This window comes from Sphingobium psychrophilum (assembly GCF_012927105.1).
Taxonomy (GTDB): domain Bacteria; phylum Pseudomonadota; class Alphaproteobacteria; order Sphingomonadales; family Sphingomonadaceae; genus Sphingobium; species Sphingobium psychrophilum.
This window is the reverse complement of record NZ_JABBFV010000001.1, coordinates 20,465-43,035: the sequence shown is the minus strand read 5'-3', so window position 1 is coordinate 43,035 and position 22,571 is coordinate 20,465. Positions and strand designations below refer to the sequence as shown.

General features: G+C 64.5%; 17 protein-coding genes. 2 read left to right on the top strand and 15 right to left on the bottom strand.

What is annotated here, in order from left to right; genetic code table 11:
- Nucleotides 1–104: 104 nt before the first annotated feature.
- The 8 genes from HHL08_RS00210 to HHL08_RS00175 all read right to left on the bottom strand — a co-directional run bounded on the left by HHL08_RS00210 (nt 105) and on the right by HHL08_RS00175 (nt 10,723).
- Nucleotides 105–1,205, bottom strand: a complete 1,101-nt coding sequence (locus tag HHL08_RS00210) for a glycosyltransferase (protein WP_328804525.1) — start codon at nt 1,203–1,205, stop codon at nt 105–107.
- A complete protein-coding gene (locus tag HHL08_RS00205) occupies nt 1,202–2,287 on the bottom strand; it encodes a sugar-transfer associated ATP-grasp domain-containing protein (RefSeq protein WP_169570389.1) in 1,086 nt (361 codons plus the stop codon). Before HHL08_RS00205 ends, HHL08_RS00210 begins: the two co-directional genes overlap by 4 nt.
- 3 nt (nt 2,288–2,290) lie before the next feature.
- On the bottom strand, nt 2,291–3,094 hold the full coding sequence (locus HHL08_RS00200) for an NTP transferase domain-containing protein (protein WP_169570387.1): 804 nt from the start codon (nt 3,092–3,094) through the stop codon (nt 2,291–2,293).
- Nucleotides 3,091–4,122 (bottom strand): D-alanine--D-alanine ligase family protein, encoded by a 1,032-nt coding sequence (locus HHL08_RS00195; RefSeq protein WP_169570385.1) that lies wholly within the window; start codon nt 4,120–4,122, stop codon nt 3,091–3,093. Before HHL08_RS00195 ends, HHL08_RS00200 begins: the two co-directional genes overlap by 4 nt.
- A gap of 100 nt (nt 4,123–4,222) precedes the next feature.
- Nucleotides 4,223–5,563, bottom strand: a complete 1,341-nt coding sequence (locus tag HHL08_RS00190) for an alkaline phosphatase family protein (RefSeq protein ID WP_169570383.1) — start codon at nt 5,561–5,563, stop codon at nt 4,223–4,225.
- 4 nt (nt 5,564–5,567) lie between these two features.
- Complete coding sequence (locus tag HHL08_RS00185; protein ID WP_169570381.1) at nt 5,568–7,871, bottom strand: TonB-dependent receptor; 2,304 nt, start codon at nt 7,869–7,871, stop codon at nt 5,568–5,570.
- A 121-nt stretch (nt 7,872–7,992) separates the two neighbouring features.
- The gene (locus HHL08_RS00180) at nt 7,993–8,625 is read right to left on the bottom strand and encodes a DUF4198 domain-containing protein (RefSeq protein WP_169570379.1); all 633 of its coding nucleotides are present in this window, start codon (nt 8,623–8,625) and stop codon (nt 7,993–7,995) included.
- A gap of 22 nt (nt 8,626–8,647) precedes the next feature.
- Complete coding sequence (locus HHL08_RS00175) at nt 8,648–10,723, bottom strand: TonB-dependent siderophore receptor (protein WP_169570377.1); 2,076 nt, start codon at nt 10,721–10,723, stop codon at nt 8,648–8,650.
- Between the two features lie 207 nt (nt 10,724–10,930).
- On the opposite strand from HHL08_RS00175, the gene HHL08_RS00170 reads away from it, so the two are divergent.
- The gene (locus HHL08_RS00170) at nt 10,931–11,221 is read left to right on the top strand and encodes a hypothetical protein (RefSeq protein WP_169570376.1); all 291 of its coding nucleotides are present in this window, start codon (nt 10,931–10,933) and stop codon (nt 11,219–11,221) included.
- Nucleotides 11,222–11,234: 13 nt separating this feature from the next.
- On the opposite strand, the gene HHL08_RS00165 is transcribed toward HHL08_RS00170, so the two are convergent.
- The 7 genes from HHL08_RS00165 to HHL08_RS00135 all read right to left on the bottom strand — a co-directional run bounded on the left by HHL08_RS00165 (nt 11,235) and on the right by HHL08_RS00135 (nt 19,115).
- Entirely contained in the window at nt 11,235–12,284 is a 1,050-nt protein-coding gene (locus HHL08_RS00165; RefSeq protein ID WP_169570375.1) for an NADP(H)-dependent aldo-keto reductase, read from the bottom strand.
- Between the two features lie 170 nt (nt 12,285–12,454).
- The gene (locus tag HHL08_RS00160; protein WP_169570374.1) at nt 12,455–12,706 is read right to left on the bottom strand and encodes a hypothetical protein; all 252 of its coding nucleotides are present in this window, start codon (nt 12,704–12,706) and stop codon (nt 12,455–12,457) included.
- A gap of 27 nt (nt 12,707–12,733) precedes the next feature.
- Nucleotides 12,734–13,057: a PilZ domain-containing protein gene (locus tag HHL08_RS00155; RefSeq protein WP_169570373.1), complete on the bottom strand. Its 324-nt coding sequence runs from the start codon at nt 13,055–13,057 to the stop codon at nt 12,734–12,736.
- A 99-nt stretch (nt 13,058–13,156) separates the two neighbouring features.
- Complete coding sequence (locus tag HHL08_RS00150; RefSeq protein WP_169570372.1) at nt 13,157–13,876, bottom strand: class I SAM-dependent methyltransferase; 720 nt, start codon at nt 13,874–13,876, stop codon at nt 13,157–13,159.
- Nucleotides 13,876–15,003, bottom strand: coding sequence for a peptide chain release factor 2 (gene prfB, locus HHL08_RS00145; protein WP_169570371.1), 1,128 nt, complete (start codon nt 15,001–15,003; stop codon nt 13,876–13,878). Before prfB ends, HHL08_RS00150 begins: the two co-directional genes overlap by 1 nt.
- 97 nt (nt 15,004–15,100) lie before the next feature.
- Nucleotides 15,101–17,638 (bottom strand): penicillin-binding protein 1A, encoded by a 2,538-nt coding sequence (locus HHL08_RS00140; RefSeq protein WP_169570370.1) that lies wholly within the window; start codon nt 17,636–17,638, stop codon nt 15,101–15,103.
- Nucleotides 17,639–17,834: 196 nt separating this feature from the next.
- Nucleotides 17,835–19,115, bottom strand: coding sequence for an N-acetylmuramoyl-L-alanine amidase (locus HHL08_RS00135; RefSeq protein WP_169570369.1), 1,281 nt, complete (start codon nt 19,113–19,115; stop codon nt 17,835–17,837).
- Between the two features lie 522 nt (nt 19,116–19,637).
- Here HHL08_RS00135 and HHL08_RS00130 point away from each other — a divergent pair.
- Nucleotides 19,638–22,439, top strand: a complete 2,802-nt coding sequence (locus HHL08_RS00130; RefSeq protein ID WP_235954500.1) for an Rne/Rng family ribonuclease — start codon at nt 19,638–19,640, stop codon at nt 22,437–22,439.
- Nucleotides 22,440–22,571 lie beyond the last annotated feature (132 nt).

The window sequence follows — 22,571 nt, the reverse complement described above, 5'->3', positions numbered from 1 at the left end:
GCGATAGTCAGCGCCAGCAAATGGGGCATGAATGCGAAACTGTCTGTCATGCCGGCACAACGCGCGGCGATCCATTCGGATGCGCAACGGTCGCACGACCGGGTCTAGCCGATCGCCTGTGCCCAAGCGTCCAGCATCGCGTCCAGCCGATAGGCGTCGATCCGGCCGCCCGGCCGGATGGAGCGTGCCGGATCGATCTGCTGCGCCATCGCCTGCGCCATGGCTGCCGGGTCCGAGGGATCGATCAGCAACCCATGACGCCCCTGTTCCAAGAGCGAGGCCGCATTGCCGGCGCTGCGCGAGACGACGACCGGCACGTCCAGCGCCATCGCCTCCAACAGCACATTGGCCGACCCCTCCCACCAGGACGGCAACACGAACGCGCCGGCGCGTGCGAGCCAGGGGAAGACATTGTCGACCGTGCCGGGCAGGAACAGGTCTGCGCCAATGCCGAGCGCATCGGCCTGATCGCGCAGCGCCTGTTGCGCGCCGTCGCGACTTTCGCCCAATATCACGAGGCGGGCCACTATGCCGTCGCGGCGCAGTAGCGCAAAGGCCGCCAGCAGGGTTCCAAAATTCTTCTGCGGCGCCAGCCGACCGATCGCGACGATCACCGGCACGCCATCGTCATGGCAGCCATGGGGCGACGGTCCGATGGCGCGGGCGCGGGCGATGGCGGGATCGATCGCATTTTCGATAACGTGCGCCCGGCCTTGGGCGAGGGCGCGGGCGAAGGCGCCGACCGCCAGCGTCGGCGATACCAGCACCAGCCGGTCGGCATCCGCCGCCAGCAGGCGCATGGCGAGCAACCGGCCCAGCGAACCGGCCATGCTCCCCGGCGTGCCTGGCGCGGCGCGGCGCAGGTCGTTGCTGATCCGATAGACGCGGCGGAGGCCCGGCACGGCCCGACTGCCCAGCATCGCAGTCAGATGGCCGTGATTGCCCGCCGACAGCAACACATCGGGTCGCGCGCCGCGTAGATAGGCGTGGAGCCGCGGCATCGCCCGCCATTTTTGCAGCATCCGCGATCCGCCCGCCAGCGCCAGCAGCGCATGATGCGGCACGCCCGCCACCCCTTCCCCGCCGGGCAGGGCCGTCACCAGCGTTACATGATGGCCGCGCGCCTGAAAATCTCCGGCGAGCAGGCGCGCATTCCGCACGACGCCAGTCGCCGCGAGCGCATGGACATAGAGGGCGATCTTCACCGCCGTTCCCGCTGCACCGCCTGTGCTGCGCGCCAGTCCGCATCCGTCAATCGGTCGAGCGCATGGCGATAGAGCGCGCCCAGCCGACTGTCCGCCACGCCACGGCCGTTCACCAGTTGCAGGATGTCGGTGCCGGGGTTCCAATTACCCTCGATCAGAACCGGTCCCTGCGTCGTCAGGCCGATGTCCCAGCCGATCAGGGTGAAACCCTGTCGGAACCGCTCATGCGCCCGGAGCGCCAGCGCGCACGCTGCCTCACGATCGGGGATCATCGCGCCTTCGATTCCCATGCCGGTTACGGGATGGCGGCTGTGGCGGGATGGCGCGCGCTTGCCGCCGCTGCGCCAGGCCGCGCCGCAACGCCCCTTTCCATCCACCGCCAGCACCAGATTGCCCGCGTTGAAATTATCGACCGGCCGTGGCCCGCCGGCCGATAGGCGCAGCGCCGTATCGCAGATTTCCGGCGCTCCCGCCTCGTTCAGGCAGGTGACGATGCGCAAGGTCGGCAACGCGCCGGGCGACAGGTCGATCAGCGCCTTATGGGTCGGCAGGCGTTGCTGAATCACGCCGCCCTTGCGCCATAGCGCGCGCAAAGACACAGCGAGTTGGACAGTATTACGGGAAAAATCGCCGGTGCGCCAACCGTCGCCCTGGCGGACGAACCGCGCCACGCCTTGCCCCTTGGAACGATAGCTGGGCTTGGCAATGATATCGTCCTGCCCGGCCAGCCAGGCATTCAGGTCCATCGTGTCGGGATCGCAGGCGTTGGGGAGCGGCAATCCTACAGCCATTTTTGCAAATAATTGCTTGTTTTTCAATGTGTTACTTGAAAGCGGAAAAGCGCCGGGGTTGAGCAGGCGATGCAGCCCCTTGCGGTCCTTCATGCTGAGGCCCTGCGCGCGCACGGCTTCGTCCAGATAGAGCCGTTCGGCGGACGACCAGCCGCCGAAGCCGATCGCCGACAGGCCATGCGCCGCCAGCCGTTGCGCCGGCGACCAGTGGCGCGTCAGCCCGTCATGATAGGCGGCGATCAAGCTGTTGCCGCCGTCCCGCCGGACCGGCAGCGCGCGGAGCGTGAGCAAGCCTTACTCCGCCGCCTGCGCCATGCACATGCGCTGTTCCAGCAAAGCCGTGGCGACGCCATACGAGCGGGCGTTGTCGACATCGATCGCCACCGCGCCATCGGTCAGGATCACCGGGCTGATGGTCAGGCGGAAACGGCGCGAAAAGCGGGCGAAGGCCTGGTCCAGCGTGCCGATGCCAAGACGGAAGCGGATGAGGTTGAGCAGGCCGAATGCGCCGATGATGCGCGCGGGATGCTTGACGAACTGGCCGCCCGACCGGAACGTCTCCGCGGCTTTCAGCGCCGCCCGATCGCGCAGCCAATAGCTGTTGCAGTTGGAATAGCTGTCATCGGCGAAATTGTAGAATTTGCGCTGCCCTTCGCGGTGGGCGGCCAGCACCGACGCGCGGCGGGTGAAGGCGACGGCGGCGTCTGCCCCCTGCGCCGCGCAGCCGTCCAGCATCTCGTCCACCGCTTCGGGCGTCAGCATCACATTATCGGCGGTAGTGATGAGCAAGGGGAAGGCCGCGCCGTCCGCGCCCGCCAGCACGCTGTCGACTAGATTGGGCTGCGCCGCCACGCCGACGACCCGGCCGCTGTGCACCAGTCCGCGGAGCGACGGCAGGCCAGTGAGCAGCGCCGGGTCTTCGAACACCACACGCACGGTGCCGATCCGCCGATTGGCGACCAGCGCCTCGATCACATGCAGTAGCATCGGCTGGCCCGCGACCGGGACCAGGCATTTATGAGTGACGCCGGCGGCCTGCGCCAGCGGATCGGTCGCGCCGTCGCGTCGCCCGGCGAGCAGGATCGCAGTGGTCTTCATGCCGCCACCCGCACGATGGCGTCGCTCAGCAGTCCCTGACGCTCCAGACTATGGCCGACGATCGTTTCGACCAGCGCCGCATGATCGAGGCCGATCGAGGCGGCGGAGCGGGCGATCGTCTTCTTCGACCACAGGTTGCAGGACAGGTTCACTTCCATGAACAGCAATTGCCCGCTGGCGGGATCATAGCGAAATTCGAACCGGCCATAATCGAACGGCCACAATTCGGGCAGCAGGGCGGCGGTCATCGCCTCCAGCCGGGCGCGCAAGTCGGTGTCCTCGACCAGGATCAGCGGGTCGTCGCCCGCATCGACCAGACCGCGCTTCTCCTCATAGCTGCGTTCGCGATGCGGATCGGCGGGGACGTAGAGCATCGGCGGCAATATCCAGGGCTGGCCGCCGCTCCCGCCGATAACCGGCACGGCGACGTCAAGCAGCGGCGCCCATTGTTCGACCAGCACATCATGACCCAGCGCGAACAGGCTGTCGGCATGGTCCTGCGCTTGGCTCCAGTCATCAACCATCTTGACGCCCCAGGAGGCGGAGGAGGCATTGGGTTTCACCACCAGCCGGTCGGCGTGGAAGGCGGGAGCGTCGAACAGGCCGCCGCGCCGGAACAGTTGCGCGTTCATCGTCGGCACGCCACGCGCGCGGGCGATCAGCTTACTGAGATATTTGTCGTCGGACAGGCCGCGCACGATCGGGCTGGCACCCAGATAGGGCACCGCGCGCCGGCTGAGCAGCAGCGGGGCCAGCATCTCGCTATTCTGGAAACCGCCGCGGTTGAGCAGGGTAACGACGAAATCGGCGTCGGGCCGATCGAACAGCGCGTCATAGCTGTCGGCGACATCGACATGCAGGCCGATCGCCTCCAGCGTCGTGCGCATTTCATGATGATAGACGGCATGATTGCCGTCCTGCGCATCCGGCCGACCACCGGCGCGGGCGTGCTTGGCGAGGAACAGGATATGCAACCGCGCCTTGTCGGCAGCCGTGATGCGGATATGGCGGGGATGTGTCGCTGTCATGGCATCAGACTACAGCGGGCAGGTGACGCGCCGCTTACGGCGCGGTTGCAACGGCATGAAGGCCATCGGTCAGTCCGGTGACGCTTTATGCGCAGATTTGTTACCGCAGGTCGATCGGCAGCGCTTGCCCGTCGGGCAGCGTCCCGCCCATGATCGTCGCCAGCGTCGGCGCGATCGCGCGCATATCGATCCGGCCCAGATCCTTGCCCGCAGCAATCCCCTTGCCCATCACCATGAAGGTCGCGTCCAGATGGGCGGGACCGGGCAGATAGCCGTGCATCCCCTTGACCGGCGTGCGCGCAATCAGGGGCGCGCTCGCACCGCGGAAGATGTCGGTGACGAAGCCGGGCTTAAGATTGACATAATAAGACGCCTGCGGATTGCCGCCGATTTTGGCGATCGCCGCCTTGTCCAGTACCGCGGCGATGCCGTTGGCCGGATTGGCGGCGAGTCGGTCGAGCAGCGTCTTCGTCCGATCGGCGATGGCGGCGTCATCCGGGCGCGCCAGCATGATCGCGGCGGACCCGCCAGCAATCCAGGGCATCGCCTGCCAGGACGCGACCTTGCCGTCCTTGTCCAGCGTGATGAGCCCTTCGTCGATGAAGGCGCGGAAGAGGTTGAGGCCGGTCTGAGTCGCTTCGAACCCATGATCGCTGACCAGCGCGATCGCCGCGTCGGGATGCGCCTTGCGCTCGGCAGCGACCAGATCGCCGACGATGGCGTCGATCTTCTCCAGCACGGCTTTGGCCTGCGGCGTGTCCGGCCCCGTCGCATGCTGTTCATGATCGAGCGCGGTCAGGTAAACGGTCAGGAAATCGGGCTTGTGCGCGGCGATCAGGGCGGTGGCGAAACGGCCCCTATTCTGGTCGCCGGGAAGGCTCTCGTCGATGCCCATGGCGTAGGGCTGGCCGACTTTCGCCTCCAGTTCCGCCTTCAATCCCGGTGTCGCCAGCGCGTCGAGCAATTTGGCGTCATCGGCATGGCCGGTCCGCCAGATTTGCGGCAGGTTCCAGGTCACGCCCTTGGCCGCGACGCTGACGGGCCAATGGACATTGCCGGTGGACAGGCCCGCCTTCATGGCCGCCTCCCACAGGGTCGGCACCTTGATGTCCTGGGCATACCAGTACCAGCCGCCCTGGTTGATACCGGTCGGATCGAAGCTGTTATTGGCGACGATGCCATGTTTCGCAGGCGACACCCCGGTCATCAACGTCGTGTGGCTGGGATAGGTCAATGTCGGCGCGACGCCGGTGACGCCCGATGCATGGGCGCCCTGTGTCAGGAAGCGGCGCAGATTGGGCAGGGAAAGGCCGCGCTTGTCCGCTTCCACCACGTCGCCGGGCCGCAGCCCGTCGATCGAGATCAGGAGCAGCGGCTCCGCCAGCGCCGTGCCGGGCAGGAGCGCGGTAAAGGCGGAGAGGAAAAGCGCGGCCTTCTTCATGATTTTAGAACCCGGCCTTGGCGGTGATGAAGAATTGCTGCGGCGCGCCGACAAGCAAGGTCTGCGCATCGCCGCTATTGCCGAAGCCGCCCGACCCGATCGTGCCGACATATTTCTTGTCGAACAGGTTGGTGGCGTTGAGCTGCAACTCGATCTTGTCGGTGAAGCGATAGCCGAGCGAGGCGTCCACGATGACGCGGCTGGGGACCGAGGCGTCGTTGGTGTAGCTGTAATAGCGGCGCGACATATAGTTGACGCCGATCCGGCCGAAGACCGGACCCTGGTCGTAATTCACTTCCCCGCGCAGCATATGTTTGGGGCTGTCGACTACCGTCTTGTCCTTGATCGCCGCGACCAGCGTGCCGTCCGAGCTGTTGAACACATTGTCGCGATAGGTGGCGTCGGTGTAGCTGTAGCTGGCATAGACGCCAAAGCCATGGCCGAGGCGCAGGTCGCCCGCGGCCTCGACCCCGACCGCGCGCACGCCGCCGACATTTTGAAGCGCAGAGGCCAGACCCTGGATCGGGCTGCCCACCTGCACCGACAACAGGCGGTTCTTGAAGTTGACCAGATAGGCGCCCAGCGTGCCGTTGAAGACCGGCGTATTGTAGCGCAGGCCCAATTCGAACGTGTCGGACGTTTCGGGCTTCAAGTCATCCTTGATCGCGTCGAAGCCGGCCTGGTTGGTCGAGAAGGGACCAGTGGTGGTGGCCGACGCAAAGGCGCGGGTGACCTGCGTGAACCCGCCGAAGACTTCCGCTTCCGGGCTGAGTTCCACCGCGAAACCGGCATGGGGCTGGAACCAGTCTTCCGCCTTGATCTTGCCCTGCGGGAAGGTCGCCTGGACGATCGCTTCGGCCTTGTTGGTGACCTTGAAGCCTTTCCACCCCAGGTTGATCGTCACGAGCCCCAAGTCGATCTTGTCCTGCACATGATATTGGAAAGTGTCGGTGGTGAAATCGAACTCCCACTGGGTAGCGAACGGGTTTTTGGGATAGTCGCGGAACGACAGGCCCGGCGCGGTCCGGCTGGCGAAGGCGTAGAAACGGCGCGCCTGATGGAACTGGTTATTCTCATACCAGGCGCCGACGCTGATGTTCTGGATGCCGAGCGTGTAATCGACGCTGCCAAACGCGCCGATCCGGTCCATGTCATATTCGGTGGTTCGCACCGACATGGGCACGCCGTTCGGGCTGGGGGTGTAGGGAGTCGCCCACAGGCCCATGCCGCTATTGTTGTGATAATAGCCCTTGATCTTGAAGGTCGCAGCATCGCCCAGCGGCGTGGTCAGGCCCACCGCGCCCAGCCAGTCCTTGCGCAGGCCGGCGGCGTCATAATAGGCGTCGTCGGCGCTGGTGACATTGCCCGGATAGGTCTGGCCGGTGGCGACGGTCGCGCCGCTATAGTCGTACAGGCCATCGGGGAAGGGCGAGCCGCCAGTGTTGCTCACCCGATCGACGTCGTTCAGCCGGTCGGCATAATCGATCGCGCGGGCATAGTCGGGGTAGGTGTTGTCCCAGTCCCAGCCCAGGCGACGGATCATGCCCATCGACATGTCCTGATAATCTTGTTCGCGGCGGTCGGAATAGCTGAGCCAGCCATCGATCTTGGCGTCGCCGACCGGGATCACGACCTTGGCGTTACCCATATGCTGGTCCTGAACGCCCTCGCCCTTATATTTGTCGGTAGAGCCATAGCCGTAGGACACATAGCCGCGGATGCCGTCTGCGCTGCCCAGGTTGACGCGGCCGAAGGCGCGCCAGGTGTCGTCGCTGCCATAGGTCAAATTGCCCTGCGCGCCGAATTCACCGGTCGGGTCCATCGAGAAGGTTTCGACCGTGCCGCCCAGATTGCCGGTCGCCTGGGTGCCGAGCGAACCGGCACCCTGGCTGACGCGCACGCTGCCGATATTCTCGCTGCTGATCGCGCGGGTGATGTGCAGGCCATTATGGTTGCCATAGCTCATGTCGCCCAGCGGGATACCGTCGAAGGTGAAGCCAAGCTGGTTCTGGTTGAAGCTGCGGATGGTGATCCGCTGCGACCATTCATAATTGCCGAACGGATCAGCCGACTGGAAATTGACGCTGGGCAGCTTTTCGATGGCTTTGAGCGGATTGGTGCCCGGCGTCAGCACGACGATGTCGCGCGCCTTGATTTCCTGCACCTGGCGGGTTTCGCCGCGGCCGAACACGATGATGTCAGCGCCATCGACGGCGGCGGCATCGGCGGCGGGCGCAACATCCTGGGCATGGGCGGATTGGGCGATGATGGCGGTCGACGCCATCAGCAGAGCGGTGGTGATACGCATGGTCGGATAATCCCCCTTTGGACCTTAATTCGGGGGGGCCTATCCGCGTCATGTTGCACCGCAATGTGGATTGCGCGACGGTGCCATGTCATATCCATGACACGCACCGTCACATTGTTGATCAATCGTTCAAGAAGGTCAGCGTCGCCATGTGATAAAGGGTCGCAACCTTCTGCCCGGCCATGCTGAGGTCGCCCTTTTCCTCCTGAGTCGCGCTCAATATATAGCGGCCCTTGTCCTTGATCGGCAGCGTGACACGCCCCTGGGCATCGGTCGTGAACGCCTTGGTCCATTTGTCGGGCGAAATGACGGTCAGCTTGGTGGCGGGCACCGGCTTGCCGTCGCGAACCAGCGTGAAGCTGTCGGCGTTGGCGGCGGTCGGCACGATCTCCAGCGGCAGGCTCGCCTTGACTTCCGCGCGGCCGGCGCGGGCATAATAGATCACGCCCTCCTTCTTGCCCTCTTCGCCCCAGGGCGCGAACACGCTGTCGTCGATGACGCGCACGTCGCCGGCGGGCGCGGCGACCTCGATATAGCCGGTCTTGCGGACCTGCGCCGCGCTCGATCCCGGCACCAGCTTGGGCGCCTTCAACTTCTCGAACTCGGGATCGCCGCCTTCCGGCAAGGCATCGCCCGGCTCGCCCAGATAGATGCGCGCCGGCCCGGTGCCGTCACGCTCCACCCACACCTCATGCGCCTGCGCCGTGGACGACAGGGCCACCAGCGCCAACAGGGCCATGGATACTCTCTTCATGCTCGCTCTCCTCTTATGATCGTCAGAACCGGAACCCGACCGTACCCATCACATTGCGCGGCGCGCCGACGAAACAGTCGCCCCGCGCCAGGCAGGACGCATAATATTCGTTATTGAGCAGGTTGGTCGCGTTCAGCGCAAAGCGCCAGCTATTCCAGTTGATCTCCGCCAGCGCATCGACCGTGGTGCGGGCCGGGGTGACGATCGACCAGATGGCGCTGGTCGACACGCTCTTGCCGCTGTAGACGACGCCGCCGCCCAGGCGCAGCTGGGCCTCGCCCACCAGACCGAAGGTCTTGGTGGTCCAGAAGGACGCCGTGTGGCGCGGCATATAGTCCAGGCTGGTGTTGGTTTCGGACTTGAGCTTTGAATAGCCATAATTGGCCAGCAGTTCGAAATTGCCGGGCAATGTGTGGCTCGCCTCTATCTCAAAGCCCTTGGTATCGAGTACGCCCGACTGGGTGGTCGCGCTGCCCGCAAGATACAGAACGCGGTTGCGTTCCTTGATCTTGAAGACCGTGGCGGTGACCAGAGTGTTGACGTCCGGCTGCCACTTCACGCCCGCTTCATATTGGGTGCCGGTCTGCGGCTTGTACGGATCGCCGACGACGCCGCCGATGCCCATGATGTTGCCCGCGACCGGGAGGAAGCTTTCGGTGTAGCTGAAGAAGGGCGAGATGCCCGCGCCGATCTCGCCGATGATGCCGGCGCGGAAAGTGGTGGCATTGTCCTTCTGACCCGATGAGCCGGTCACGCGGTCGCGGCGCGCGCCCAGCACGACCGAGACGCGATCGTAGAAGCGGATCTGGTCCTGAACATAGACGCCAAGCTGCTTCTGGCTTTCCGTAGTGAAGGGGCCGGTGGGATCATAGGTCGGCAGCGCATCATAATCGATATCGTAAAGGTCAACGATATCGAAACCAAAGGCGCCGCGCTTGGCGACCTTGTTCCAACTATAATCGATGCCGACCAACAGCTTATGCTCGATATTGGCGCCGGTGTTGAAATTGAACTGGATATTGTTGTCGGTCGAAAAGACGTTCATCCGCGCGTCGCTGGCGTCGGCATAGAGTCCGATGGTCCGGCCGTCCGTACCATAGACCGAAAACGGGTCGGTCGGGTTGGAGTAGCTGTCGGCATAATGGGTTTTATATTCAAGGTCGCTGTCGATGTAGCGCGCCTTGAGGTTGAGCTTCACATTATCGGAAAATTTGTGGGTGATGGAGCCGCCGCCTTGCAGCGAGCGACCATTATAGCGGTCCCAACCGGGCTTGCCGACGAACGCATATTGACCCAGCTTGCCTTGCGGATAGGCCGTGTTCGGGAGGAAAGTACCGACGATCGGCAGGAATTGCGATGTCGATCCGGTGTCATCCTCCTGATAGAGGCCGGTCAGCACGATGTCGGTGTCGGGCGTCGGCTGCCAGCGGATCGACGGGGCGAACATCACGCGATCGTCGGGCACATGATCGACATAGGTGTCAGCGTCGCGGGCGCGGCCCACGAAACGCACCGCCAGATTATCGGCCAGCGCGACGTTGACGTCGCCCATGATTTCCTTGCGGTCATAGCTGCCGTAAACGAGGTTCACCTCGCCGCCGGTGCGGAATTCAGGCGTCTTGGACACGAGGTTGACGAGACCGCCGATCGACCCCTGGCCGAACAGCACGGAAGCCGGACCGCGCAGGATTTCCACGCGCGAGAAATTATAGGGGTCCGACGTGATGCTGGCATAATAGCTGAAGATGTCGCGCATACCGTCGCGAAACTGCAATGCGTCCAGGCCGCGCACGTTGAAACCGTCGACGCGGGTGTCACGGCCATAGGGATTGGCCAGCACGCCGGCGGCATATTTGACCGTGTCGGAAATGCTGATCGCGCCCTGCGACAGATATTGTTCCGAGGTAATGACCTTGATCGGCTGGGGCAGTTCGACCAGCGCCGTATCGGTCTTCGACCCGGTAGTGGCGGCGGTGACGATGATGCTGTCCTGCGCCTGATCCACATCCGTCGCCACGGCGTCTTCCGCCGCATGAACGGCCGGGTGACACAGCGCCATTGCCGCAGCGCTGCCAAGCGCGATCCATTTTACCTTCATTCTTCAACCCCTTTTCGATTCATCGAAGGGGCCAATAACGATAATGCGACATATTCGCAATTATATTGGGTGATATTGCGAAAAAATCGCATTTGATGTGGCCGTTTTAGCGCATATGTGCGGCCGATAGTTTTGCGATAAGCTGCAATGAACTCAAAGGCTTGAAGCGCGTTTATTGAGGAGTGACGGCGGGGATGGAGGCATGTGGTGGCGATTTCTGTGCGATTCCCCGATGGCAGCTGGCGTGAAGTTCCCAGCGAATTACGCCCCATCGATCCCGTAACGACCGGCGTGCACAGCCGCTTTCGCAACATTCCCATCAACTGCGATCCGCAATGGCGCTACCTGCGCATCGCATCCACTTGGCATGCGCGGCCCCGCCATGGCAGTCTGGCGATCCTTAGTCCTGGCGTCGACGACTGGTGGCAGGATATCGCCGTAATGGCGGACATGCCCGTCCATTCGGACCAGCAATCCCATTCACCCCGCGCTGCCTGATGGGCGCTTTCCGTCAGGGGCAGGGATCGGGGATGGCGCGATGCACCGCCTCTATCGCCGCCAGCTGTTCTGCGGATAGGATGATGTCCACGCTCGCTATGTCCGCCTTTAGCTGATCCAGACTGGTCGCCCCGATGATCGTTGCGGTGACGAAGGGCTGCGCGTTGACGAAAGCCAATGCCAGCTGCGCCGGGTCCAGCCCGAAGGCATGGGCGATCGCGACATAGCGCGCGCTGGCGAGCGGCTGGTTGGGCAGGTCGTAGCGCACGAACTGGCGCGACACGTCGCGGCGTGAACCCGGCGGAATGACACCGCCCAGATATTTGCCGGTCAGGTTGCCGCCCGCCAGCGGCGAATAGGCGAGCAGCCCCACATCCTCGCGCAGCGCATATTCCGCCATGCCGATCTCGAAGATGCGATTGAGTAGGCTGTAGGCATTCTGGATCGACGCGACGCGCGGCAAGCCCCGATCGCGCGCCAGCCGCAGATATTCGCCCAGCCCCCAGGGCGTTTCGTTCGAGACGCCGACATGACGGATCTTGCCGGCCTGGACCAGTTCGGCCAGCGCCTCCAGCGTCTCCTCGATCGGCACCGTATCGGGACCGTCGGCCAGCGCGCTCAGGCCGCGCGCGCCAAAGGACGGCACCGACCGATCGGGCCAATGCACCTGATACAGATCGATATAGTCGGTCCGCAGCCGCCTCAAACTGTCGTCGACCGCCTGATGGATGTTGCGGCGATCCAGCCGGTTGTCGCCGCCGCGAAATGTGCGGATCGGGTCGCGCGACGGCCCCGCCACCTTGGTCGCCAGGATGATGTCATCGCGCCTGCCGCGCCCGGCGATCCAGTTGCCGATGTAGGCTTCGGTCAGAAATTGCGTGTCGGCGCTGACCGGCGTCACCGGATAGGCTTCGGCCGTATCGATGAAATTGACGCCCTCGCCGATCGCATAATCCAGCTGGGCATGCGCCTCCGCCTCGCTATTTTGCGATCCCCAGGTCATGGTGCCCAGGCAGATCAGGCTGACCTTCAGGTCCGTGCGGCCGAGTGTGCGATACTCCATGCGATCCTCTCGAAACTAAAGCGATTTCTAGTCAGATGCCAGCATCTGACGACTCGGAAATCGCGTAAAACCAATAATCTGGGGCGCTGGCGTCTTACCCGCCAACCGACGGAAGAAAAGGGGTCAGCGCGCGCTTCACCAAAACTCATCGACCTATGAGTCGGGCAAGGTCAGCCCTTTTCCGTCAGTTCCATGAAGTTGCGCGCCGCATCCCGGTCCGCCGCCTCCTTGAACGCCACATCCAGATCGGGGGCATCGCCGAGCAGGAACAGCAGCGACCAGAGCGCGAACCGCCGACCGCGATCCTGTTCCAGCCCCAGATCGACGCGCATCCGCTCGATCCCCGCCTCCACCGCAGATGGAGGCAGGCTGTCGATCTCGGTCGTCCCGAAATAGCGCTGGAGCTGATCGTCGAAATGCATCGCGGCCTGCCTACAGCAGCCGATGCCCTATGGGCAAGCCGCGTCGCCGCCATCCAGCATCGCGCGTAACGCCGTATCGGGCAGCAGCATGTCGAACCGCACGCCAAAGCGCTTGGCCCGCACCCACACGACATGCGCCGCGACTTCCAGACCCGGAAAGGCGAGGATGACGCCCGCGCCGATCCGCGGTGGCCGTTCGGCATGCAGCAATGCGCCCGACACCGACAGGTCGAGCATATGGACGCGGACCGACTGCCCCGCCTGTCGCAGGTCGAACGGCTCGAACAGCTTGTGCCGCGCCGCCCCGCGCTGTCGCATCTCCTGTGCCGTGAAAGACCCCCGATCGGTCATGCCGCAGCCTCCATGCATGACCCTTACACCATCGGGATATGCCGGCTTCTCAACAAGCAGCATTAGGCAAAAATTAACCCTGACTGCCCACGCCCGCGATCAGTCCTGAAAGGCGCAGGGGACGATGCTGGCGGGATCGGGCCGCGCGGCGATACGCCGGAACCGCGCCAGATAGCCGCCAGCGGTCGGTTTGGGTACCACCTGTTCCAGGCGAAATCCCATGGCCGCCAGCTCGCAGGCCAACAGGCGCGGCGGGGTGCCATGCTGGTCGGTCGGCCGGTCGGCATCGACCACGATCAGTTCGCCATCCTTCTTGAGCGCGGGGCTCAGATGCCAGAGAAAGGCATAAGGCTCGGCGATCTCATGATACATATGGACCATCATGATCCGGTCGAAGCTGTTTTCAGGTAGCCTGGGGTCTTCCGGCGCGCCCAGCTTCAGGCTGACATTATCCCATTTTTCGCGGGTGATGCGGCGCGACAGCGCCTCTATCACTTCGGGCATGATATCCTCGGCCAGGACGCGGCCCTTGTCGCCGACCCGCTTGGCAAGGCGCACGGTATAATAGCCCTCGCCCGCGCCGATATCCGCGACGGTCATCCCGGGGCGGATGCCCGCCCGGTCCATGATATCCTCCGCCTCATTGACCCGGTCGCGCGCTTCCTCGCTCGACCAGCGGGTCGATACGATCGGCGCGACCGGCCGGTCGGCCTGCGGAAACGCCTCGGCGGCGGCAGAACGATGCGTCTCCTTGCCGCCCCCCATCTGGTCGCAGGCGGCCAGCAGGACAAATACGCCCGCCATAGCCGCCCGGATCATCAGTCCACATCCTCCACATCGACCTTCTCGCCCGTCACCTTCTGTGACAGAGCCGCGGCCATGAACGGGTCGAGCGCGCCGTCCAGCACATCGTCGGGCGCGGTGGAGGTAACGCCGGTGCGCAGATCCTTTACCAATTGATAGGGCTGGAGCACGTAGGAGCGGATCTGGTGGCCCCAGCCGATCTCGGTCTTGGCCTGATAGTCGCTATTGGCCACTTCCTCGCGCTTGCGCAGTTCCGCCTCGTACAGGCGCGCCTTGAGCATGTTCATGGCCGTCGCGCGGTTCTTGTGCTGCGACCGGTCATTTTGCGACGCGACGATGATGCCCGACGGGACGTGGGTAATGCGGACCGCCGAATCGGTGGTGTTGACGTGCTGCCCGCCCGCGCCCGATGCGCGATAGGTATCGATCTTGAGGTCGCTTTCCTTGACCTCGATATCGATATTGTCGTCGATCACCGGATAGACCCACACCGACGAGAAGCTGGTGTGGCGGCGCGCCGCGCTGTCATAGGGGCTGATGCGGACCAGGCGGTGGACGCCGCTTTCGGTCTTGGCGTAGCCATAGGCGTTTTCGCCCTTAATCAGGAAGGTCGCGGACTTGATACCCGCGGTTTCGCCGGCCTGATAATCGACCAGGTCGACCTTGTAGCCGCGCCGTTCGGCCCAGCGGCGATACATGCGAGACAGGATTTCGGCCCAGTCCTGGCTTTCGGTGCCGCCAGCCCCGGCATGGATTTCCAGATAGGTGTCGCTGGCATCGGCTTCGCCCGCCAGCAGCGCCTTGATCTTGTCCTCGTCCGCGCGTTCGGCCAACGCCTTGAGCGACGCGATGGCCTCGGTCACCATCTCCTCGTCGCCCTCGGCCTCGGCCATGTCGATCAGTTCGGCATTGTCGGTCTTGCCGCCCTCGATCGCGCGGGTGGCGCCGATCGCGCTTTCCAGCCGGGTGCGCTCACGCATCACCTCCTGCGCCAGCTTGGCATTGTCCCACAGGGTCGGATCTTCGACGCGCGCGTTCAGTTCGTCCAGCCGACGCAGCGCGCGGTCCCAGTCGAGGAAGCGGCGCAGCAATTCCAGCGCAGCGTCGATACGGTCGATATATTGCTGCGCTTCGGCGCGCATGGGGTGTCTCCGGCTATGGGCTGGCGCGTTAACGCATCAAGCGACTGCCCCTATCCGAGGGCGGCAGATTTGGGAAGAGCATAGGCCCGGTAGCGCCTCAGTAGATCCCGCCCTGCCCTTCCAGGAAGTCGGCGTCGCTGCGTTGGCGGGTACGGCCCGTCACCGTTCTGGCGGCGGCGACCTTGGCCTGTTCTTCCGCTTCTTCCTTGCGGATGGTGCGGCGGGGTTCGGATTCGGGCTTGAAGGCTTCCCAGATCACCGCCGCCTTTGGCTCGCTGGTGGGCCAGGCACCATAGACGCGCTTGCCCGAACGACGGTCGATCGCGACCATGCGCACGCCCGCCGGCGCGACGAAGGGCGTCTTGGGCATGGTTTCCAGAATTGGCGCCATCGCCGCTTTCCAGATCGGCGCGGCGATGCGGCCGCCCTGCGCCCAGCCGCCCAGGCTGCGCGGCTGATCGTAGCCGATATAGACGCCAGCGACGATGTCGGGCGATCCGCCCACGAACCAGACGTTGGTCGGGCCGTTGGTGGTGCCGGTCTTGCCGAACAGCGGCCGTTGCAAATCGGCCAGCACGGTGGCGGTGCCGCGCTGGACCACGCCTTCGGTGATGTGGACGACCTGATAAGCGGTCATCGGGTTCATCACCTGGCGGCCCTCCATGCCAAAGCGCGGCATCGGCTTGCCGTCCCAATTGGCCATGTTGCAACCGTCGCAGGCGCGCCACCGCTCAGGCCAGATCACCTTGCCGCGCCGGTCCTGCACATAATCCATCACCTTGGACGGGAATTGCCGCCCCTGGTTGGCGAGCGTGGCATAGGCGTTGACCATCTTTTCCACCGTCGTCTCGCCCGCGCCCAGCGCGAAGGAGAGATAGGGCTGATAGTCGCCGATCCCCAGATTCTTGATCGTGCGCACGACCCGGTCCATGCCGGTCTGGCTGGCCGCGCGCACGGTCATCAGGTTGCGCGACTGTTCCACGCCCCAGCGCATCGTCTGCGGCCCGGCGGACCCGCCGGAGAAGTTGCGGAAGCATTTCTGGCCGAGGCCCGCGCCCTGATAGACGCATAGCGGCCCGTCGACGATGATCGACGCCGGAGTCATGCCATTGTCGAGCGCGGCGGCATAGACGAACGGCTTGATGGTGGAGCCGGGCTGACGCATCGCCTGCGTCGCGCGGTTGTAGGAGGACAGGCGCGAATCGAAGCCGCCCTGCATCGCGCGGATGCGGCCCGAATGCACTTCCTCCGCCACCATGCCGCCCGACACTTCGGGAATGGAGCGCAGCGCCCAGCTTGCCCCGTTGCGCGCGACGACGATCAGGTCGCCGGGCTTCATTGCGGAGAAGGCCGGGCCGCCGACCTTGCGATAAGGCATCTGCGCCGATCCGGCGGGCAGCGTGCCGGTGCCGCCGTCGGCAAAGCCGAGCTGCGCGTCGGACGCGGTCCGGCTGATGATGACGGCGACGCGCCATTCGGCATAATCGACGGAGATATAGCTGGCCGCCAGTTCGCGCTCCCAGCCATTGTCGATATTGATGTGGCCGACCGGACCGGACCAGCCGCGCCCGGCATCGAAGCGCAGCAGGCCGTTGCGCAGCGCGGTGGCGACGCTGTCCTGCACCACCGGATCATAGGGGCTGCGCACCCACAGGCCACCGGCATAGACGCTGTTGGGGCCGTCATCAGCCTTTTCGCCGAACAGCCCGATCAGGCGACGGCGCACTTCCTCCATATAATAGCCGCCGGCGCGCGCATCGAAGCTGGAGCCATGGGCGGCGACGGTGCCCAGCGGCAGGGCGATCGCCGCGTCGCGCTGCGCCGCGGTGATCCAGCCGTTCTTCTCCATCTCGCCAAGGGACCAGTTGCGCCGGTCGAGCGCGCGGGCGTGGCCGGTTTCGCTTTCGGGACGATAATTGGCCGGTCCTTTGGGCAGGATCGACAAATAGGCCATTTCATGCAGTTGGAGGTCGGCGACATCCTTGTCGAAATAGGCGCGCGCGGCGGCCTGCACGCCATAGGCGTTACGGCCGAGAAAAATCTGGTTGAGATAGAGTTCCAGGATCTGCTGCTTGCTCAGCACATTTTCCATGCGGTAGGCGAGGATCATTTCCTTCACCTTGCGCGTGGGCGAATATTCGTCGCCGATCAGCAGGTTCTTGGCCACCTGCTGGGTGATGGTGGAGCCGCCGCGGGCGCGCTGGCCCGACCCCAGCTTGCTGGCATAATCCACGACAGCGCCGGCGAAACCCGGAATATCGACGCCATGATGTTCGAAGAAGGTCTTGTCCTCCGCTGCCAGATAGGCGCGGATCAGCAGCGGGGGATAATCGCTATATTGCAGCTGGACGCGGCGTTCACGGGCATAGCTGTGGACCGGCTGGCCATTGATGTCGCGCACGATGGTCGGCAGCGGCGGCTCATATTCCAGCAGCGTTGCAGCGTCAGGCAGGCCGCGCGCGAAGATCAGCCAGAACAAGGCGCAAAACAGCGCGAAGCCGCCCAGCAATATCGACGTCCAGCGGAACCAGCGGCGTTGCCATAAGGGACGCAGACGGCCGAAAAAGCCCCCCGCGTCGCGGCGCAGGCGATAGGCGAAGGACGACGGGGCGGGTTCGGAACGGGCCTCTTCCATAGGAAAGAGGCTCTAGGGTCAAATTATCGCCAAGACCAGTGGGGATGACGCGATCCGCCGCAACTGTATCGGCTGGGCGTTGCGACCATCCCCTTAACTTCGCACATTTCCCGCCGATTCCGACATTTTGTTGCGCCGCCCTGATCCTATCCGAAAGGCTCCGCCATCGTAGCAAAGCCGCCTCCAATAGGACAGCCTATCCGCCCGCAGCCTCGCCGCGCATCGCCAGCTTGCGGGCGAAATGCACTTCGATCGCGCGGGCGACACCGCGGGCGATCTTGCCCTGCCCTTCGCGCGACGAGAGGAAGGCGCTGTCGTCGGCATTGCTGATATAGCCGGTTTCGAACAGCACCGACGGCGTATCCGGGGCCTTCAGGACCATCAGCGACGCAAAGCGGTGATAGGCGCTGCGGAACGGCACATAGGGCGCGGCCTCCCGTTGCAACAGCCGGGCGAAATTGGCCGAGATGTTCATCGATTCGCGTTGGGTCAGGTCGATCAGGATCGACGATACGTCGCCCGACTGGCCGCCAAGGTTTACGCCGTTGATGATGTCGGCCTTATTCTCCCGCGCTGCGAGGCGCGCGGCTTCCCGGTCTGACGCGGTTTCGGACAGGGTATAGACGGTCGCACCGTGCGCTTCGGTATTTTCTGCTGCGTCGGCATGGACGGAGATGAACAGGTCCGCCCCCAGTTTGCGGGCGATGCCATAGCGTTCCTGCAACACCAGGAATTTGTCGTCGTCGCGAGTCAGCGCCACGCGCACCCGACCGGATTTGACCAGCTGGTCGCGAATCGCCTGGGCAATGGCCAGCGTGACGTCTTTCTCGCGCTTGCCATTCTCCTTGTTGATCGCGCCGGGATCATGGCCACCATGGCCCGCATCGATCACAACCAGCGGCCGGGCGCCGTTATTCGTGCCCTCCACCTGCGGCAGCGACACGCCGCGCGACGCGGCGGGGATCGGCACGGTGATCGAATGGATGCGCTTTTGCGGATAGGCCGCCATGTCGGCGGGGGCATCGAAGCGGGTGCGCCCCTTGCCCACTTCCGCGCGAAAGCGACTGTCGGTGACGCCCTGTAACGAAAAGCTGAGCGACTTGCCGTCCTGCGCCAGCCGCGCATTGCCCAGCGTCGCCGGAGTCGACAGGTCGAGCACGACGCGGGCGGTGTCGTCGCTGAGCTGCCCCTGGCGCACCGCGGCGATGGCGCCGTTACCCGGCGTGAACCGCCCCCTGCCCATGTGCGCGCCGTTGATGTCGAGCGCGATGCGGCGCGGCGCGTCCAGCAGAAAGGCGGAAGCGCCGTTCACACGATCGTCAAAGCGCACGACGACCCTGTCGTCCCGCACGTCCACGCCGGATATGCCACCGGCGCTGCCGGGGACCGCCATCAATATTGTGCCTGCCAGGGCAATGCTTTGGAGCATGCGCCGCTTGTGCGACGCGCTGCCGTCGGCCGTCCAGCCAAATTTCATTTGGGCTAATCCGTTCAGCGTCCCCACGCTAAATTCTGGATTAAGCATTGCTCCTTGTGGCCCGGTAAAATGAGAGGGTTAACCCGTCCTTCACGATGAATAGGGCATCGATAGCCACACCGGCGGACATGGCATTATATTTAAGGCGGCCGTTGCCCCGTCGGTATTTGACTGCTACCCATTCATATTCCCGAAAGACTTGCCGATATCAGGGCAGCCTTGCGGGGCAATGAGATAGGCACCGGCGGAGGCAGTATTTGCCCCCCGCAGTGTCGCAAACAGGTTGACGCTGCATGAGGCATGATTTCCATTCCACGCTTGCCCCGGTCACGGGCGATGCGGCGTGGATGGTGCGGCCCGGCGATTTGTCCGGCCCTGCCGACGCAGCAGACGCACATAATTTCCTTCAAACCTGGACGATGCCGACATCCGCGCCCTTAACGGAGCGCGCCCGGCCGTCCCTTCACTATCGCGTGGCGGCGCGGCCCTGTGCCGCAGCCCGTCCACGCCGGAGACATGTAAATGACAATGCGTATGCTGATCGACGCGCGCCACCGGGAAGAGACCCGGGTCGCGGTCGTCAAGGGTAACCGGATCGAGGAATTCGACTTCGAGTCCGCTGAGCACAAGCAGCTCAAGGGCAATATCTATCTGGCCAAGGTCACCCGCGTAGAGCCTTCGCTCCAGGCGGCCTTCGTGGATTATGGCGGCAACCGCCACGGCTTCCTCGCTTTCAGCGAAATCCACCCGGATTATTACCAGATCCCGCGTGAAGACCGCGAGGCGTTGCTGCGCGAAGAACGCGCCCATGCCGAGGAAGAGGCCGCGCTGCGCGCCGATTTCGACGATGACGATCATGATCTGGACCACGACCCCATCGCGCCCGAAGGCGGCGTCGAATATGTCGAGGCGAGCCATCATCATGACGATGAAGAGCCGGGCGAAGACGCCGAACAGGCCGAAGGCGAAGGCGGCAACGAAGGCCCCAGTGGCGAGCGTGGCGGCCGTTCGGGCGGGCGCGGTCGTGGCCGCGGCGGCGATGAAGCCGCCGACGAACTGCGCCGCAAGCGCATGGCGCTGCGCCGCCGCTACAAGATTCAGGATGTCATCAAGCGCCGCCAGGTGCTGTTGGTCCAGGTCGTCAAGGAAGAACGCGGCAACAAGGGTGCCGCGCTGACCACCTATTTGTCGCTGGCGGGTCGCTATTGCGTGCTGATGCCCAACACCAGCCATGGTGGCGGCATTTCGCGCAAGATCAGCAATGTGGCCGACCGCAAGCGGTTGAAGACGATCATCGCCGAAATGGCGCTGCCCTCGTCCATGGGCTGCATCGTCCGTACCGCGGGCCTCCAGCGCACCAAGCCGGAAATCAAGCGCGACTTCGACTATCTCGCCCGCCTGTGGGACGAGATTCGCGAAAAGACGCTGAGCGCCGCCGCCCCCGCGCTGATCCATAATGACAGCGACCTCATCAAACGGGCGATCCGCGATATCTACAATAAGGATATCGAAGAGGTCATCGTCGAGGGCGAGCATGGCTATCGCGCCGCCAAGGACTTCATGCGTCTGCTGATGCCCAGCCATGTGCGCCGGGTAAAGCAATATGCCGACCCGGTGTCGCTGTTCCAGCGCGCCAGCGTCGAGGAACAGCTGGCGGCGATGTACAATCCCGTCGTCCAGCTCAAGTCCGGTGGCTATCTGGTCATCAACCCGACCGAGGCGCTGGTGTCGATCGACATCAACTCCGGCCGGTCGACCCGCGAACATGGCATCGAACAGACTGCCGTGGCGACCAACCTGGAAGCCGCCCGCGAAATCGCGCGTCAGCTTCGCCTGCGCGACATGGCCGGCCTCGTCGTCATCGACTTTATCGACATGGAGGTGAACTCCAACATCCGTAAGGTCGAGAAGGCGATGAAGGAGGCGTTGAAGGACGATCGCGCCCGCATTCAGGTCGGCCGTATCTCCGGCTTCGGCCTGATGGAAATGAGCCGCCAGCGCCTGCGCACCGGCGTTCTGGAAGCTTCCACCCGCCAGTGCCCGCATTGCGAAGGCACCGGCCTCGTTCGCACCGCATCGTCGGCGGGCCTAGGCGCGTTGCGCATGTTGGAAGAGGAAGCGGCGCGCGGTCGCGGCAACCTCATCACCCTGCGCGCCAGCCAGGAAGCGGCCTTCTACGTTCTCAACAACAAGCGCCGCGAACTGGACGAAATCGAGCAGCGCTATGGCGTGACGATCGAAGTCCTGCCCGATGGCGAAGTTGAAGGCGCGCGCATGTCGGTCGAGGCCAGCGGCCCGCGGCCTGAGCGTGTCGTAAGCTACGCGCCGCTGCCGGAAGAGGATGACGATCTGGACGTCATCGACGAGGAAGAAGAGGAAGAGGTCGAAGAGGCCGAAGCCGAACCCGAAACCGAGCGTGAAGAACGCGGCAACCGCGGCGATCGCGAGGACGAAGATCGTGACGGCGGCCGCCGTCGCCGTCGTCGCCGTCGCCGTCGTGGCGGCGCGCGCGATGACAATCGCACCGGTGAAGGCACCGAGGAAGACGCCGGCGACAATGCCGATGCGGAATCCGAGGACGAAGACGAGGGCGAGGCCGTCGTCACCGCCGACGACGCGACCGACGCACCGGCAGAGGCCGCTGCTGCGGCCGACGACGAGGACAGTGGGGCCCGTCGCCGCGGTCGTCGTGGTCGCCGGGGTGGCCGTCGCCGCCGCGAAGGTGGCGAAGACGCAGCGACGCTCGAAACCGAAGCCGAAGCCGGCGAATCGGAAGAGCCTGTTGCCGAAGTCGCTGAGACGGTGGCAGAAGCCCCAGCTACCGAACCAGTCGTTGAGGAAGCGCCCGCCGAGGAAGCGCCCAAGACCCGTCGTCGCCCCCGCGCTCGCAAGACCAAAGCGGATGCCGCGCCGGTAGTCGAAGTCGCCGAAACCATGGCCGAGCCGGTGGCGGAGACCGCTGCCGAAGCTGCGCCGGTCGACGCTGCTGCCGAAGAGGCACCGGCCAAGCCCAAGCGCGCCCGCCGCAAGAAGCCCGTCGCCGACGCAGCGGAAGCGGATGCGGTCGTCGAGGAAGCCACAACGGTGGTCGAGTTGCCCGTTGCCGAGGAAGCGCCGGCCAAGCCCAAGCGTCCGCGCCGCAAGAAGGCCGTCGTCGCTGATGCAGAGGTAGAGGCCGCTGCACCCGCGGCGGAAACCCTTGCCGAAGCACCAGCACAGCAAGCGTCCGTCGCCGAAACCGCTGACGCCGCCAATGGCGAGGATGGCGTGGGCGAAGATGGCGAACCGCGCCGTGGCTGGTGGCAGCGTACCTTCGGCCAATAAGGCCGGACGTTAGGCCGTTATGAACAAGCGCCGCTGCCCATCCGGTTCCGATCGGTGCGCAGCGGCGCTTTTCGTTGCGCCTTACCGCTTCACGGCAGGTTCAGCCCGGCCTTGGCACGACGCCGCCGTGAC